The 15502-nt window shown below is 50.3% G+C and carries 12 protein-coding genes; 5 read left to right on the top strand and 7 right to left on the bottom strand.

What is annotated here, in order from left to right; genetic code table 11:
- Positions 1-2 precede the first annotated feature (2 nt).
- The 3 genes from ACTJJJ_RS27775 (at position 3) to ACTJJJ_RS27785 (ending at position 4463) form a co-directional block, all read left to right on the top strand.
- Entirely contained in the window at positions 3-2822 is a 2820-nt protein-coding gene (locus ACTJJJ_RS27775) for a PKD domain-containing protein (protein WP_440703654.1), read from the top strand.
- Between the two features lie 101 nt (positions 2823-2923).
- Positions 2924-3949: a Holliday junction branch migration DNA helicase RuvB gene (ruvB, locus tag ACTJJJ_RS27780; protein WP_188938721.1), complete on the top strand. Its 1026-nt coding sequence runs from the start codon at positions 2924-2926 to the stop codon at positions 3947-3949.
- An 88-nt stretch (positions 3950-4037) separates the two neighbouring features.
- Positions 4038-4463, top strand: coding sequence for a (deoxy)nucleoside triphosphate pyrophosphohydrolase (locus ACTJJJ_RS27785; protein ID WP_188938722.1), 426 nt, complete (start codon positions 4038-4040; stop codon positions 4461-4463).
- On the opposite strand, the gene ACTJJJ_RS27790 is transcribed toward ACTJJJ_RS27785, so the two are convergent.
- Entirely contained in the window at positions 4446-5807 is a 1362-nt protein-coding gene (locus ACTJJJ_RS27790; protein WP_440703655.1) for a dihydroorotase, read from the bottom strand. The genes ACTJJJ_RS27785 and ACTJJJ_RS27790 overlap by 18 nt on opposite strands.
- Positions 5808-5881: 74 nt before the next feature.
- Between ACTJJJ_RS27790 and ACTJJJ_RS27795 the strand changes: the two genes are divergently transcribed.
- The gene (locus ACTJJJ_RS27795) at positions 5882-6574 is read left to right on the top strand and encodes a ComF family protein (RefSeq protein ID WP_440703656.1); all 693 of its coding nucleotides are present in this window, start codon (positions 5882-5884) and stop codon (positions 6572-6574) included.
- A gap of 57 nt (positions 6575-6631) precedes the next feature.
- On the opposite strand, the gene ACTJJJ_RS27800 is transcribed toward ACTJJJ_RS27795, so the two are convergent.
- Positions 6632-7885, bottom strand: a complete 1254-nt coding sequence (locus ACTJJJ_RS27800) for an SUMF1/EgtB/PvdO family nonheme iron enzyme (RefSeq protein ID WP_426295885.1) — start codon at positions 7883-7885, stop codon at positions 6632-6634.
- Between the two features lie 131 nt (positions 7886-8016).
- Positions 8017-11364, bottom strand: a complete 3348-nt coding sequence (mfd, locus tag ACTJJJ_RS27805; protein WP_440703657.1) for a transcription-repair coupling factor — start codon at positions 11362-11364, stop codon at positions 8017-8019.
- A gap of 207 nt (positions 11365-11571) precedes the next feature.
- On the opposite strand from mfd, the gene pnuC reads away from it, so the two are divergent.
- On the top strand, positions 11572-12201 hold the full coding sequence (gene pnuC, locus ACTJJJ_RS27810; protein ID WP_440703658.1) for a nicotinamide riboside transporter PnuC: 630 nt from the start codon (positions 11572-11574) through the stop codon (positions 12199-12201).
- On the opposite strand, the gene ACTJJJ_RS27815 is transcribed toward pnuC, so the two are convergent.
- From ACTJJJ_RS27815 to rhaM, 4 genes are all read right to left on the bottom strand, one after another.
- Positions 12171-12617 carry a barstar family protein gene (locus ACTJJJ_RS27815; protein ID WP_188938728.1) on the bottom strand — a complete coding sequence of 149 codons (447 nt, stop codon included), beginning with the start codon at positions 12615-12617 and terminating at the stop codon, positions 12171-12173. The two genes, pnuC and ACTJJJ_RS27815, sit on opposite strands and share 31 nt — an antisense overlap.
- A gap of 70 nt (positions 12618-12687) precedes the next feature.
- Positions 12688-13611 (bottom strand): sugar phosphate isomerase/epimerase family protein, encoded by a 924-nt coding sequence (locus ACTJJJ_RS27820; RefSeq protein ID WP_440703659.1) that lies wholly within the window; start codon positions 13609-13611, stop codon positions 12688-12690.
- 8 nt (positions 13612-13619) lie between these two features.
- The gene (locus ACTJJJ_RS27825) at positions 13620-15128 is read right to left on the bottom strand and encodes a c-type cytochrome domain-containing protein (RefSeq protein WP_440703660.1); all 1509 of its coding nucleotides are present in this window, start codon (positions 15126-15128) and stop codon (positions 13620-13622) included.
- A 48-nt stretch (positions 15129-15176) separates the two neighbouring features.
- Positions 15177-15497, bottom strand: a complete 321-nt coding sequence (rhaM, locus tag ACTJJJ_RS27830; protein WP_426292377.1) for an L-rhamnose mutarotase — start codon at positions 15495-15497, stop codon at positions 15177-15179.
- Positions 15498-15502 lie beyond the last annotated feature (5 nt).

Below are 15502 nucleotides of genomic sequence, written 5' to 3' on the forward strand. Positions count from 1 at the left end.
TTATGCTCCTCGTCGGCGCAAATGCCATGGCGCAGACGCCCTTTCTGGTACAAGGACAATGCATGCAAAATCCTGATTGTGAAGCCGATTCGACTTCATTCCGGGACACCGTCAGCGTGGCCACAAAGTGGCAATGGAGCTTCGGCGAAGGCGGTGCAACCGATACCAGACGCAACCCGCAGCATTCCTACATGGCACCGGGTTCTTATACGGTTACCCTTGTCCGTACATTGAAAAGCGGAGCTTCCGAAACGGTTTCCAAGGTCGTACAAATCGGCGAGTTGCCCCCCGAATTCCAGGAATGGAAAATCGATACCACCATCTGTAAAGGCGATACGCTGATCCTCGATCCTTATCCCAACGGGGCACCGGCTGGCGCCAAATATATATGGTATCCCAAAGGCGATACGACGCAGACCTTGAAAGTCGATAGTTCAGGCTGTTACTCGGTAGAGGTGATCATGCCCAACGGTTGTAAAATTCAGAACCGTATCAATGTCAAGATATGTATGGAACCGCAGGCGCAGGAAGGCTCCAAATGGTACTTCGGCGGTAATGCAGGTCTCGATTTTTCCAATACCCCTCCTTCCCCATTAACCGACGGCAAGCTGAATACGCCCGAAGGGACCTCTTCGATCGCCAACTCGAAAGGACAGCTGCTCTTTTACTCCGATGGTATCAAGGTATGGAATAAGAACGGGGATGAAATGACCTGTACGTTCGGGGCATGCGCGCCGATGAAGGGTAGCCCGAATTCCACACAATCGGTCCTCATTGTGCCCCAGCCAACTTGCAGAGGCTGCGAGTACCTGTATAATGTATTCACGACATCGGATATCAATGGTGAAAAGCTGCTGACAGTGAGTGTCGTAGATATGCGCCGCAACCATGGTCTTGGTCAGATTATTGAACAAAATACAACACTCCAAACTCCCACCACCGAGCGCATTGCCTCCGTCCGCAACGACCGGGACAGCACTTATTGGGTCGTTTCGCACGATTACGGCACCAATAAGTTCCGCATTTTCCACGCGACTACGGGAGGGCTCGTGGAAGTAAGCGCACCCGAGCTCGGTATGGCGCACGACAGCCTCAACAAGGCCGAAGGTTATATGAAATTTTCATCGCCCGACAGTACCACCGGCGAACGCCAGCTGGCAGTGGTAATCCCGGGACCTGCGCGAAACTATGTCGAGTTGTATAGTTTCAATGATTCAACGGGGACATTAACCTACAAAAAAACCATGGACCTCGGCCCCGCGCCGCCCATTGCCTATGGTATCGAATTCTCGCCGAGCGGTGAAAAAATGTATGTCTCGTTCCAGGGCGAAAACGGCACGAAATCCCTGTTGAAACAATATGACCTCTCGCTGCCCGACAGCCTCGTTATTGAGACGGCTATCACGATCGACAGTTCTGCTACCCAGAAATACGGCGCACTGCAGTTCGGCCCGGATGGGCGGATTTACATGGCTATTCAGGGGAGCGAATACCTCGCGGTGATCGGCGAACCGGAAGGAAATTCATTAACGGGCGTCGACTACGAACGTGATGGCGCGAACCTCGGCGGTAAAAAAAGCCAGCTGGGGCTGCCGAATATGGTCCAGGATTTCACGCAGGAATCGCAGGGGCCGGGATTTGAGGCGGACGGATTCTGTACGAACGAGCCTACGACTTTCCAAGCCAGCCCGATGTGCGACCCGATCGAGGACACGTATTCGTGGGACTTCCTTGGAGACGGCTCGTTCACAACACCTTCCAAGCAGCAGCAAGCGACTTACACTTACACAAAGCCAGGCACCTACATGGTAGCCATGCGCGCCACCAACAAATGCACCGACACCACGATCGTCCAGGAGGTTACCATTTATGAAACACCTTCGAACATCAATTTGGGGCCCGACAAAGATACCTGCGGCGCCTACGTTCCGCTGGATATGAAGGTTAATGCGGAAGTTTATGCGTGGATCAACCGCGGACGTGTTGTTGGCCGTGGCCGTACTTATAATGCCACTTCTACCGGCCGTTATATCGCTATCGCGTTCAACGGGCCGCAGGGCGATTGCTACGCTGCCGATACGATCGAGATTACGTTACGCAAGCCACCGGCGTTCTCCATCGGCCCCGACACTACATTATGCCGCGACAGTTCCATTGTGCTCCGGGTACAAAGCGACCGCTGGATCGAATACAAATGGAGTACCGGTGAAGGTACCCGGGAGGTGACGATCGGTCAGCCAGGACAATATATCGTGGTGGTTAAAGACAGAAACGACTGCTACAACTCCGACACGATCAAGGTAGGCGAGCTGCCTTCCCCAATCCTCGGCCTGGCGCCTGAAAACTACATTTGTATCCCCGACGGCCAATCCGTAACACTCGACGCCAACGGACGAGAGCCATATGAATATCTCTGGCCGCATTCGGGCGCGACAACGCAAACCATTACGGTGAATCAGGAAGGCAAATACATTGTACGCGCCACCAACAAGGAAGGCTGCGTAACCGAGCAAACCGCCGAAGTGATCGATAAATGCGAGCCGCGATTTTTTATTCCCGACGCATTCACGCCCGATGGGGAAGGACATAACGAGATCCTTGAAATATTCGGGGCCTATTACACCAATTTCTCCATACGCATCTACAACCGCTGGGGTGAGGTTATTTATGCCACCACGGATATCGAAGCGCGCTGGGATGGAACTTATAAGGGCCTGAAAGTCCAACCGGGAAGCTATCCTTATGTGCTTTCCTATGAAGCCCTCTATTATCCCGAACGCAACCCGATCGTCAAGCGCGGTTCGGTGATGGTGATCCGCTAGGCTTTCCTTTTGCAGATTAAAACAGTTATTTTTGGTTAACCAATAACAAACCAGCCGCCGCTGAACCGGACGGCTGGTTTTCACTGCCTATTCAACCGACTATGCGCCAGGATTATCTGTCCGGAGATAAAGAAAACCTTTCAAATACCGATAAAGACATCGAACGCGCATTGCGGCCGCTGTCTTTTGAGGATTTTACCGGGCAGGACAAGATTCTTGAAAACCTGAAAATATTCGTGCAGGCGGCCCGCCAGCGTGGCGATGCCCTCGATCACGTCTTATTACACGGCCCTCCGGGTTTGGGTAAAACCACCTTATCGAATATCATTGCCAATGAGCTCGGTTCGGGGATCAAAATAACTTCGGGTCCCGTACTTGACAAGCCTAGTGATCTTGCCGGCCTGCTTACCAACTTACAGGAGCACGACGTCCTTTTTATCGACGAAATCCATCGTTTGAATCCTGTTGTGGAAGAATATCTCTATTCCGCCATGGAGGACTACAAGATCGACATCATGCTCGACAGCGGCCCCAATGCCCGCAGCATCCAGATCGGCCTCAACCCTTTCACGCTCATAGGCGCCACCACGCGCGCCGGCATGCTTACATCGCCCCTGCGTGCGCGGTTCGGGATCAATGCACGGCTGGAATATTACGATGCACAGCTGCTGACGTCCATTCTCAAACGTTCGGCTGCCATTTTGGGAACGCCGCTGGAAGATGATGCAGCCTATGAAATCGCGCGGCGCAGCCGCGGTACGCCCCGTATTGCCAACAATTTATTGCGCAGAACACGCGATTTTGCGCAGGTGAAAGGCAATGGCCGCATTACCGTGGCCATTGCCGAAATGGCTTTGCAGGCATTGGATGTAGATCAGAACGGCCTCGATGAGATGGATAACCGCATTCTTAGCACGATTATTCAAAAATTCAAAGGCGGGCCGGTAGGGTTGTCGACCATTGCTACTGCCTGTGGGGAAGAGGCCGAAACGATCGAGGAAGTTTACGAACCATTCCTGATCCAGGAGGGTTATATGAAGCGGACTTCCCGCGGACGGGAAGTGACTGAAAAGGCATTCAAGCACCTTGGCATATTGCCACGGCATCGTTCCGGCGAATTGTTCTGAGCGTTAACTTTTTAAGAAGTTCTAACAATCACATACAAGTTAAGTTTAGAAATAGTAATTTTGCGGTGAATTAGCGTAACCGCCTCCTATGATCGAAGTACTGGTTTCCGAAAAGTTAGTGGTGAGAGTGCCTTGTGCGGTGATTGAACATAATGGAAAAGTACTCGCCGGACAGCGTAGCGCGGCATTGTCCTTCCCCCTTCAATGGGAATTTCCCGGCGGAAAACTCGAAAAAGGCGAAACAGACGAGCAGGCTCTCTTCCGTGAGATCATGGAAGAACTCAATGTGGCCGTTCAGATTATCGATAAACTTCCCGAAACCTCCAAAGACCAGGGTTGGCGCGAAATCGTGCTGGTACCCTTCATCTGCAAGGTGAATACAACGGATTTTATCCTCACGGAGCATGAGCAAATCCTCTGGCTCGACCCTGAGGACCTGCCCAGCCTCGACTGGACGGAGGCCGATCTGAACGTGATCCAGAATTATTACGATTACCTAACGGCTAAAAGCTAACCGCTTTCCTCTCACCGTTTCATCAAACTTCCCGTTCTCGTAAGCCAGGTGCCCCGACACGAATGTATGGGTAATGCGTGAATGAAACTCCGTGCCGTTAAACGGCGACCAGCCGCATTTAGCGTAAATGGTCGAAGGATCGACCTGTGTCGTCGCATTTGGATCGACGAGGATCAGATCTGCCCAATATCCTTCGCGAATGTAGCCGCGGTCTTTGATATTGAAAAGATCGGCCACGGCGTGACTCATTTTCTCGGCAACACGATCGATAGAAATTTTTCCTGCCTTGCTTAGTTCGAGCATTACGTTCAAGGTATGCTGTACCAGCGGCAAGCCTGACGGCGCTTGCCAGTAATGCTGCGCCTTTTCTTCGATCGTGTGCGGCGCATGATCCGTTGCGATCACATCAATACGGTTATCCAGCACCGCTTGCAGGATCGCTTCTTTATGATGCGGCGCCTTAATGGCCGGATTACACTTGATTTCGTTGCCTAATGTCCGGTAGTCTTCCGCATCGAACCACAGATGGTGAACGCAGGCCTCGGCAGTCACGAGCTTCGGTTGGCCGTTCGCGAGTAGTATTTTGCCATTTTTGCGGGTTCCTGGTTCGAATAAATGCACCTCGTCGCCGGTAGAAATATGCAGGATATGCAGGCGCGTACCATGCTTATGGGCAAGCGAGCTCGCAAAAGTGGAAGATTTCAGGCAAGCCTCTTCGTTCCGGATCAATGCATGAATATCGTAAGGCACATTATCGCCATACTTCTCTTTGAAGAATGCCATTCTGGCCTTCACGGTCGGCTCGTCTTCGCAATGCGTCGCGATTATGCAAGGTGCATTCGCAAAGAGTCTTTCGAGCACTTCGGGCGCATCTACTAGCATATTTCCCGTTGAGGAGCCCATGAATATCTTGATACCGCACACTTGGGTAGGGTCGGTACGCATCACTTCATCATAGTTGTCGTTCGACGCACCCATGAAGAAAGAGTAATTGGCAAGGGACGTGTTGGCGCCGATCTGGTATTTGTCTTCCAGCAACTGCTGAGTCAGTGTATTGGGGACGGTGTTAGGCATTTCCATGAATGAAGTAACCCCGCCGGCAACAGCCGCTTTCGATTCTGTATGAATATTCGCCTTATGCGTAAGTCCCGGCTCGCGGAAGTGTACCTGGTCGTCGATCACACCCGGCATTAGAAAAAGCCCCTTTGCATCAATTATTCTGTCCGCTTGCACATGCTGTAAGTCCCGTTCGATTTTTTTAATGTGACCATTTTCAATTATTACGTCTAAATACTGAACCTGGTTTTCATTTACTACCTGGGCATTTAAGATCAGCGTTGTCATGGGCGGCGGCGATTGATTGATGTCGTGCAAAGGTATTCAGACAGGTTGAAATTCACTCATTGAATCACACAAAAATGAACCTGAAACAACTTCTCAGAGATTTCGCCGATCTGCTTTTTCCGCGCTGCTGCGAGAGCTGCGACCAGATACTGCAAGGCAATGAAGCCACTATTTGTACGCTTTGCCGCATTACGCTGCCGCGCATCGGTTCCGCCGGTCTGAATAGCGAGTCGCTCCAATTCAAGTTTGTGAACCTTCCGGAAGTGCACGCTACGCATTCATTTCTATTATTCACAAAAAGAAGTAAAGTGCAAAAGCTCTTGCATGCATTGAAATACAAAGGCAACAAGGACGTAGGGATATTGCTAGGGCAGATGTTTGGTCAGGAGTTGAAGGCATCAGGACATTTACCGGAAGCCGAAATCATCTTGAGCATTCCGCTTCATCCTAAAAAGCGGAAGCAACGAGGCTATAATCAAAGCGATCTGCTCGCCGAAGGCTTTTCCAGCGCTACAAATATCCCATGGTCCGGGGCAATGCTGGAACGGGTTAAATACACGGCAACGCAGACCGGCAAAAGCAAACTGGAAAGACGGGAGAATGTGCAAGGGGTATTTGCCGTCAAACAAGGTTTTTACCCGCAAAGCGCAATCCTGATCGATGATGTTCTTACCACCGGCGCTACACTCGAAGAATGTGCCAGAACACTCCTTTCCACCGGGTGCAAGCGTTTTTACATTCTGACCATCGCATTGGCACAGCATTAACATCAAAAAGCCGCCATTCGGAGAACAGCGGCTTTTCGATTGATATTATTCAATGCATTACTCTTTGTGAGTTCCGGTTGCGATCATCGCGCAGCGAAAACCTACCATTGCAGTAGCAGAGTCCTGATCCATGTAGCGGCGTGTTCCTGGCGACAACCAGTAAGCAACGTCAGACCATGAACCACCTTTATAAACTCTCAGCTTATCGTCAACCATCGAGTTGCTGTTCTTGGTATCGTAGTTTTTGGCTTCATCCTGATAACCGTCGCGACGGAACGAGTTCAAGTCGTTTACATCAGAATTGGAAAGCGGACGGTACACGTCATAAACCCATTCGCTCACGTTACCGGCCATGTCATAAAGACCGTTGTCGTTTGCCGGATACGAACGAATTTCTTGTGTGATGATCGCACCGTCATTAGATTTACCTGCAATACCCGCATAGTCACCAGGACCGCGTTTGAAGTTCGCAAGCATTGTTCCCTGCTTACGACCCCGTGGCTGGCGCATAGTAGAACCATCCCATGGATAAATTCTCGAGTTGGCCTGATTTTCGTCCGAATATTGCGTTCCGATCATTGCCATAGCCGCATATTCGAACTCGGCTTCTGTCGGAAGGCGGTATGGAGGCATTACGTAACCGCTTTCGATGCGTAGTTGTGGCGCGGGAGCGTCAGCAGCTGCAACAGCTTCGCCTTCTGCTTTTTTCTTCTTGCCGAAAGAGAATCCTCTTTTCTTCTTACCACCACTTGCGGCGGCGGCGCCTTTCTGATTGTTGGCCTGGCTTACAGCAGCGGTACGCCATGCGCAGTAGTCGTTAGCCTGAACCCATGAAACGCCTACCACAGGGTATAAGCGGAAGCCTGGGTGACGCAGGTACATGGTTACGTAAGAGTCGTTGAATGACAGTTCGTTATACCAAACGTTTGTATCGGGAAGCGCCTTTGCGTAAAACTCTTCCGAAGAATCTCTCTGAATCGCATTCAAGTATTCGAGGTAGTGGACGTTCGCCACTTCCGTCTGGTCCATGTAGAACGACTGGATACTAACGGTTCTCTTCGGGTTGTCCCGCCGCGCCATCACATCCTCTTCCAGCGAACCCATCGTAAAACGGCCACCTTCAATGTACACAAGGTCAGGACCGGCTGGCAAAGCTTTGTATTGCTTTACTTCAAACCCGTCTTTTCCGTTGTAAGCCAAGCCTGTTTTGGAGCTGGTCTTGCCAGGCTTCAAGCTGGTTGGCTTCTTTTTACTACACGCAGTTGCCGCTAATAACACAATCAGAATCAGCGCGATCGACCGGGTACCCATCTTTTGCATGCAAATCATTGCTTTAAAGTGACTTAAGTGTTTGGTATTTTATAGTATGCGAAACCGCAAATGTATGAAATCAATCGATATTATTTTTAAAAATCAATTATCAGGTAACGGAGGCCTGCTTGCTACTGCGTCATTTCCATGAGCACCTGACGTGCCTGATCAATGCTTTTGACGTCGTCGCAAATCAGTATCAGCTTGCCTTTCTGATCTTTAAGCGAAATTTGTTTGGGGTGTTTCTTAATGTAATCGATCACCTGTCCGAACTTCGCCGACTGAAAGAATTCGTCATTCTGCGAAGTAACGAAGTAGCCTTTCATCGTATTGCTTTTCAAGGTCAGTTTTTCCAACTGCAAGGCCTCTGCTTCCCAGCGCAAACGGACCGTTTTTAATAAATCCTGCACTTCATGCGGCACCGGCCCGAAACGGTCGAGAATTTCCTTTTCAAATTTTCCTAATTCTTCCTCAGTTTCAATATTGTCGAGGCGGGTATATAACGATAGTCTCTCAGAAATATTCTTTACGTAATCATCCGGTATCAAAGTCGCAAAATCGGTTTCAATCTGCGTGTCCGGCACCAGTTTTTTCGGCAGGCTGAATACCCCGTCGAACAGGTCCTTAAACTCGTTGCTTTTCAGTTCCTGAACAGCCTCGTCGAGCATTTTGTGGTACAATTCATATCCCAGGTCATTCACAAAACCGCTTTGCTCGGCACCCAGCAGATTACCCGCGCCACGGATGTCGAGGTCACGCATGGCTACCTTGAACCCGTCGCCAAGGTCGGAAAACTCTTCCAGGGTCTGTAAACGTTTGCGCGAATCGCTGGCCAGCGTCGATACCGAGGGCGTGAGCAGGTAGCAGAATGCCTTTCTGTTCGAACGCCCTACGCGGCCACGCATCTGGTGCAGGTCCGAGAGCCCGAACATATGGGCGGAGTTGATAATAATGGTGTTTGCATTGGCAATATCGATCCCCGATTCGATGATATTGGTCGAAACAAGGACGTCGTACTCGCCGTCGATGAAGTTCAACATCACCTTTTCCAGCTTGTCGCCTTCCATTTGCCCATGCGCGACGCCTATGTGCACGTCGGGCACGAGGCGCAGGATGATATTTGCGATCGATTCAATGTCATTCACGCGGTTGTGGACAAAGAAAACCTGACCGCCCCGCTGCACTTCGAAGCTGATCGCATCACGGATAAACTCCTCACTGAATGTATGCACTTCCGTCGTAACCGGCTGGCGGTTCGGCGGCGGGGTCGCGATCACCGAAAGATCACGGGCGCCCATCAGCGAGAAATGCAGTGTACGCGGGATAGGCGTTGCGGTAAGTGTAAGCACGTCCACATTCACGCGCATTTCTTTCAAGCGGTCTTTCGCTTTTACCCCGAACTTCTGCTCCTCATCGACAACCAGCAGGCCCAGGTCCTTGAATTTCACATCTTTATTCAAAATCCGGTGCGTACCGATCAGAATATCGATCTTACCCTCCTCGGCCTGCTTCAATGTATCCTTGATCTCTTTCGCGGATTTGAAACGGTTGATATAACCCACTTTTGCAGGAAAATCGGCAAGGCGGTCGCTGAATGTCTTGAAGTGCTGCATGGCCAGGATGGTCGTAGGCACAAGTACCGCCACTTGCTTGCTATCACAAACCGCCTTGAACGCAGCACGAATCGCGATTTCGGTTTTACCAAAACCCACATCACCACACACCAGCCTATCCATTGGGTGGCCTTTCTCCATATCATCCTTCACATTGGCCGTAGCCGTAGCCTGGTCGGGCGTATCTTCATATAGAAAGGACGATTCCAGCTCCACTTGCAGGTAATTGTCTTTTGAGAATGGAAATCCGGGTGCCTGACGGCGTTTGGCATATAGTGCGATCAACTCGTGCGCAATGTCTTTCAGCTGCTTTTTAACCTTCGACTTTTTAGCCTCCCATTCACCCGAACCCAGCTTACTCATAGCCGGTGGAGTTCCTTCCTTACCGGTATATTTGGCGATTTTGTGCAGGTTATGCACGCTGACATACAGCAAATCATTGTCACGGTAAATCAGCCGCACCGCTTCCTGCTCCTTGCCATTCACATCTTTGCGCTCCATTCCGGCAAAACGGCCAATGCCATAATCGACGTGCGTCACAAAATCGCCTACCTGTAATGATTTCAGCTCTTTCAAGGTCATAGCCTTGGATTTGCTGAACTTCTCCTTTAACCGGTATTTATGAAAACGGGCGAAAATCTGGTGATCGGTATAGCAAGCCACTTTCAGGTTATCGTCCACAAAACCTTCCCGAAGTGAAATATGCATCGGCCTGAACTTCACGAACGGATCGAGGTCTTCGAAGATTCTTTCCAACCTGTCGAGCTGCTTGGGCTGCTCGGCGACGATGATATTGACGTAACCTTTGTTCTGATTGTCAGACAAATCATCCAAAAGCCTTTTGAAATCCTTATTAAATGAAGGCTGCGGTTTCGAAGAATAAGGCAGCTTCAATTCAGTTTTGAAATAGGATTTCTTCCCAAACTCGACCGTTTTAAATTTTTTGACCTGATTCAGGAAGCCCCGCCGTGTTTCGAAAAGCTCCTGGGGGTTCGAAACGATCTGCACACCGCCGCCGGTTACTTCTTCCAGTGCCTTTTCAGCCTTTTCAAAGCACTTTTCAATCATTTCCAATGTCAGTTCCGCATCTTTAAACCAAATAGCGGTTTCATCGGCGAAGAAACTCAGGAAAGATTCACGCGTTTCGTGCGAGAGCTTCTGTTGGATGTCCGGCACGATATTGATCTGCTTCGCACTTTCGAGCGAAAGCTGCGTATCCGGGTCGAAGGAGCGGATGCTCTCCACTTCATCCCCGAAAAGCTCGATCCGGAACGGGTGCTCGTTAGCGAAGGAAAATACATCGAGAATACCTCCGCGCACCGAAAACTGGCCAGCTTCAAACACAAAATCGGTGATCTCGAAGCCATAGCTGTTCAGAAACTCAGTCAGAAATGCAGGATCGAGTTTTTCTCCTACTTTAACCGAAAAGGTATTTGCCTTTAGCGAACGTTTGTTGATCACTTTCTCGAACAATGCCTCGGGATAGGTGACGATCTGTACCGGAGTGCTGCGCCCCGCGCTGAGCTTGTTCAGGATCTCGCCGCGCATAAGCACATTGGCATTGTCTACTTCTTCGTAGTGGTAAGGCCTCTTATAGGACGTAGGATAAAAAAGTACCTCGGTAGAGCCCAGCAGGTTTTGCAGGTCGTTCTGAAAATAGGCTGCTTCCTCACGGTCACTGAGGATGTATACTGCCGGCGATTTCTTTTTATGCTGCAAAGAAGCCGCAACTACTGCATCGAGGCTTCCTACCAATCCCTTGATCTGCACGTGCGCCGCCTCAGCGTCTTTGGAGGTGATCTGCGTGCTCAGCACATCCAGGTAGCTATCGCCTCCGTATAGTGTTAATAAGTCTTTAACTTCCAATTATATCAAATGCTTAGCGGCCTTCGCCGCAGTGAAATGTAAACGCAAAAAGCCGTTTCGGGGAATTTCCCGACCGGCCAGCATTTATAACAACAGTCGTACCAGTTTTGTTGCTACGCTGTTCGAATTGCAAAAATAGTCCGAAATGCCCCAGCTCGAAAATCCGGAATATCATTTTATTTTTACCTTTCACACCATTACTCCCTTATGATCGACTGGCTCAATCAACCCGTTTCTCTGGCAGGCCTACCCACGACAGTGCTGGAAATCCTGGGCTTCATCACCGGAGCTATCTGCGTTTATCTCAACACCCGCCAGAATGTGCTCGGCTGGTTTTTCGGAATTATCAATGCGGTACTTTACGGAGTGGTTTTCTGGCAGGTAAGGTTATACGCCGATATGGGTTTGCAGGGCTATTACTTCCTGACGAGCATCTACGGCTGGTGGATGTGGAAATTCGGCGGACAAAACCACGACGGCGTGCGCGTTACCCATACGCCCGCGAAGCTCTACCCGGTTTTCGGATTGATTTTTATCGCGGTAACTCTCTCCTGGGGCTTTCTGCTAGGCCGGTTCACCAACGCCAGCCTGACTTACGCCGATTCCGCTCTCACGATCGCCAGCCTGATCGGCCAATGGATGATGGCCCGCAAATACCTCGAAAACTGGATTATCTGGATCGTCGCCGATGCGGCATATGTAGTTGTGTATTTCTACAAAGACCTGCATCTGACTGCGATTTTGTACGCAGTGTTTCTCGTGCTCGCTGTGATCGGGTATGTGCAGTGGCGGAAAGACGTTGTTCGTCAGTCGAGCGTATCGAACGGAATTTCCTGATCTTCGAGCAATGTGCGGATGCGTGGCGAATCCTGGAAAACGATCTGCAATTCTTTCTTGGCAACGCCTTCCTCTTCCTCGTCGAGCCATTTCCAGTCTTCGGCGGTAGCGTCGAAAATATCGATGATCGTCAGTAGTTTATCTTCCGATTTTTCCTTCGACAGCCATTCCGCGGAACGGTCGATGTAAATGATTACCTTCTTTTCATCGATCCACTCGAGATCGTTGAGCATTTCGTCGAGCGCGTCCAGGTTTTTGCCTGAATAATCGGGGAAATGCATGGCGGTAGAAATCGCCTCGTGGAAATCTTTGACGGAAGTCGCTGTGCCTCCATCAATATGGGCTACAAATGCGCCCAGAAACGTTTTACGGACATCGGATTCTTCCCGGGCCAGCAGGAAGTGTGTGTTTTTCATAGAGTCGTTGATTTAAAACACTGCAAGTTAGAGAAAAATGGACGTGCAAGTCCAGCCTTTCAGTAGTGTTTTATTTCAAATAACGCTTTCTTAACAAATGCATCATATGCACATTAATACCCCACTGATCCGAGAGTGGCTGGTGAGTAAAGGGCACCGTCGGCTGGTAATTCGGCGGTCCGAATTCGGTCAGCACGGTCAGTGTTTCTTTGCTTTTAACCTTGTATTCCACCACTTTGTCCCACCACGCTAAATGGGCTTTCACAGCCGCCTCCCATTCCGGCGCACGGGGGTCGTTCACCTGCGGGCCCTCCTCATGGCCTACACGCGAGTGTATGTGACCCACACGTGCGAGCGCCAGCTGAATGGTTTCTTCTTGGTCCTGCAAAAGGCTTTCATGCACATTGCACCAGTGCGAAATATCGAGCGTTAGCCGCAAAGCGGGATTTTTCTCTATGAAATTACGAGCTATATGCGCCGCAAAGAGCATCCGTCCGCGGTGGGTTTCATGGTAAATAGGGATGCCGCTTTTGGTCGAAGCCTCGGTGGTATGGTCTATAAATGCCTTGTTTTGCTCGTAAGTAAAATGGTCGCGGCCGCTATGACAATTGATATAAAGCGGTTTCACGGGCCATTGTGTCGTAGCCGCATCGATCTGCGATTTGAATGCATTCAAATGCGTTTTGTAATCCCGCTCGCCCGATCCGCAAAGAAAGCCTACTTCGAGGTTGTGCTTTGTCAATGCGTCAAACAGCTCCTTCTGCTTGTCTTTCGAGCCCTGCCACCACATTTCAATCCCGTCGTAACCTTCTTTTTTGACGGCCGCACAAAATTGGTCGGTAGTACCCTGATAGCCCCAGTTGGTCCCGAGGACCTTCAATGATAATTTATTTTCAAACTGCACAGCAGCTTTGTTCGCATCCGCGATGGTTTCGAACGTGGTTAGAGCGCCCGCGGCAGCCGCAGCGGAGCCAATAAAATTTCTACGGTTCATTTCCTATGCTATTTTTTCGTCGTCGCTACCGGCTTGGTTACCGTACTGTCCCCCGCTTTCAGGAATTGCGCAACTTCGGCCGCGCTAAAACCGTTCACGATCTGCAAGCCTTTGTTTTGGCGGGCGGTTTGGGCCACGGCGCTATCCGTTACAGCCGATTGCCACACGTAAATCGAACGCAAGCCTTTTATCGTCGCGATATTTTTCAATCCTGCGTCGCCAATTTTGGTGTCGATCACATTCAGGTACTCCAGATGCGGCAAACTTTTGATCTGCGCAATGCCCTGGTCGGTTACACCAGTGTGTTCCAGGTGAAGTTTCGTAAGGTTTTTCAGTTTAGCAATTTCTTTCAATCCGCTGTCGGTGATTTGGGTACCGCCCAGTTTCAGCCAGGTTATCTGTTCAGCGACGGGCAAAAGCAACGCGATGTCCTTGTCGCTGAATTTCGGCGCATTTACAGCACTTACTTCTATCAGGTTCTGGTCTTGCGATAATGTATTGACGATCAGTCCCGCCTCGCGCATTGCCTGGATATCGGCTTCTTTCGCCGGTGAAACTTTCAACGTGGCTATCGCAGATTCTTTTTGCTTTGCGCTACCCGCGCCGCCAGTTGCCGAACCGCCGCCCAAGGATGCCAGAGCCGGTTTTACCTGATCGGACACGGTAAGTTCTGCCACCTTTTTATCAACAGGAGCTCCCTGATCGATCCACCAGGAGAGCAACGCGATTTGCTCGGTACTTAGCTGCGGTTTGCCTTTGGGAGGCATATGGTTATCGTCGCTCTCGTCTAGCAGGCAGCGTTTAATCATATCACTTTCGGCACCTTTCCCAGGTACCAGGACCGGGCCGTTTTCTCCTCCTTTCATGAGCAATGCCAGCTCGTCCATACGCAAATCTCCTTTTTTCTTGCTTGCGTTATGGCATTGCGTACAACGTGCTTCGAGGATCGGCTGTACAATATCCTTATAAACAACAGCCTGCTGCACATCGGTAATAGGCTTGATTTCCTTGGCTTTTTCCTGAATAGGATCCATCCCGGCAAGGCTGCGGAACGGCTCGGGCGTGTATTGGGTGAGGTAGCCGTCGCCATGGGTGAGCGAGCCCCCGTCGTGGCCTGCTGTCATGGTCAATACGACGGCCACAGCGAATGCGGGTAGATAAACAGCTTTGCCAAAAGTGATTTTCCCGGCAAGTCTTTCCGATTTTACAATCCATGCAACCCAGGCAAATACGGCCACGCCGATGCCTTTCCACATATGCGCGCCCAGCAAATCTTCGTCATAACCGCCTCCTAACGACAGCAGGTACCCTGCAATGCAGGCAAAAGTGGCGCTCACGGCAGACCAAAACAGCACAAAAACCACAGTTGATTCACTCACCGAAATCTTGCCGGTTCTACGACCAATCTCAATAAGGGCTGCAATCAACAGAAAACCAATAGGTAAATGCACCAGTACCGGGTGGAAACGCCCGATAAAAAGCGCCCAGGGTGATGCCTGAAGAAGAGGAATGAGCATACCGGAAATCAATATTTAGGGATTAGGATGTATTTAAATTTCAATGCGTTACAATCTGAAAACCTCCGGGCACGGAATGGCCACCGGGGAATTGTCAGAGTTCACGTCCATAATGTCGGCCATATAGTCCCACCATCTTTTCATAATGGGAAGAGCAGGAAGGCTGGCGGTAGTATCGTTCTCGCCAAGTTTTTGAAATGCGAAAAGCGCGAGCGTTGCCTCATCGAGAAAAATATAGTACTCGGTAACTCCGGCTTCCTTTAAAAGCTGGCTCAGTTCCGGCCATATTTCGTCGTGCCTCTTTTTGTATTCCGCTTCAAATCCGGGTTTGAGCTGCATCCGGAATGCCTTAACTGTTTCCTGCGCCATAATTT

Origin of the sequence: Dyadobacter sp. 22481, assembly GCF_052044875.1 — a bacterium.
In the GTDB taxonomy this organism is placed as follows: Bacteria; Bacteroidota; Bacteroidia; order Cytophagales; family Spirosomataceae; genus Dyadobacter; species Dyadobacter endophyticus.

Coding starts and splice junctions, on each gene's coding strand:
- ACTJJJ_RS27775 (WP_440703654.1), top strand. CDS start 3: ATGCTCCTCGTCGGCGCAAATGCCATGGCGCAGACGCCCTTTCTGGTA.
- ruvB (WP_188938721.1), top strand. CDS start 2,924: ATGCGCCAGGATTATCTGTCCGGAGATAAAGAAAACCTTTCAAATACC.
- ACTJJJ_RS27785 (WP_188938722.1), top strand. CDS start 4,038: ATGATCGAAGTACTGGTTTCCGAAAAGTTAGTGGTGAGAGTGCCTTGT.
- ACTJJJ_RS27790 (WP_440703655.1), bottom strand. CDS start 5,807: ATGACAACGCTGATCTTAAATGCCCAGGTAGTAAATGAAAACCAGGTT.
- ACTJJJ_RS27795 (WP_440703656.1), top strand. CDS start 5,882: ATGAACCTGAAACAACTTCTCAGAGATTTCGCCGATCTGCTTTTTCCG.
- ACTJJJ_RS27800 (WP_426295885.1), bottom strand. CDS start 7,885: ATGGGTACCCGGTCGATCGCGCTGATTCTGATTGTGTTATTAGCGGCA.
- pnuC (WP_440703658.1), top strand. CDS start 11,572: ATGATCGACTGGCTCAATCAACCCGTTTCTCTGGCAGGCCTACCCACG.
- ACTJJJ_RS27815 (WP_188938728.1), bottom strand. CDS start 12,617: ATGAAAAACACACACTTCCTGCTGGCCCGGGAAGAATCCGATGTCCGT.
- ACTJJJ_RS27820 (WP_440703659.1), bottom strand. CDS start 13,611: ATGAACCGTAGAAATTTTATTGGCTCCGCTGCGGCTGCCGCGGGCGCT.
- ACTJJJ_RS27825 (WP_440703660.1), bottom strand. CDS start 15,128: ATGCTCATTCCTCTTCTTCAGGCATCACCCTGGGCGCTTTTTATCGGG.
- rhaM (WP_426292377.1), bottom strand. CDS start 15,497: ATGGCGCAGGAAACAGTTAAGGCATTCCGGATGCAGCTCAAACCCGGA.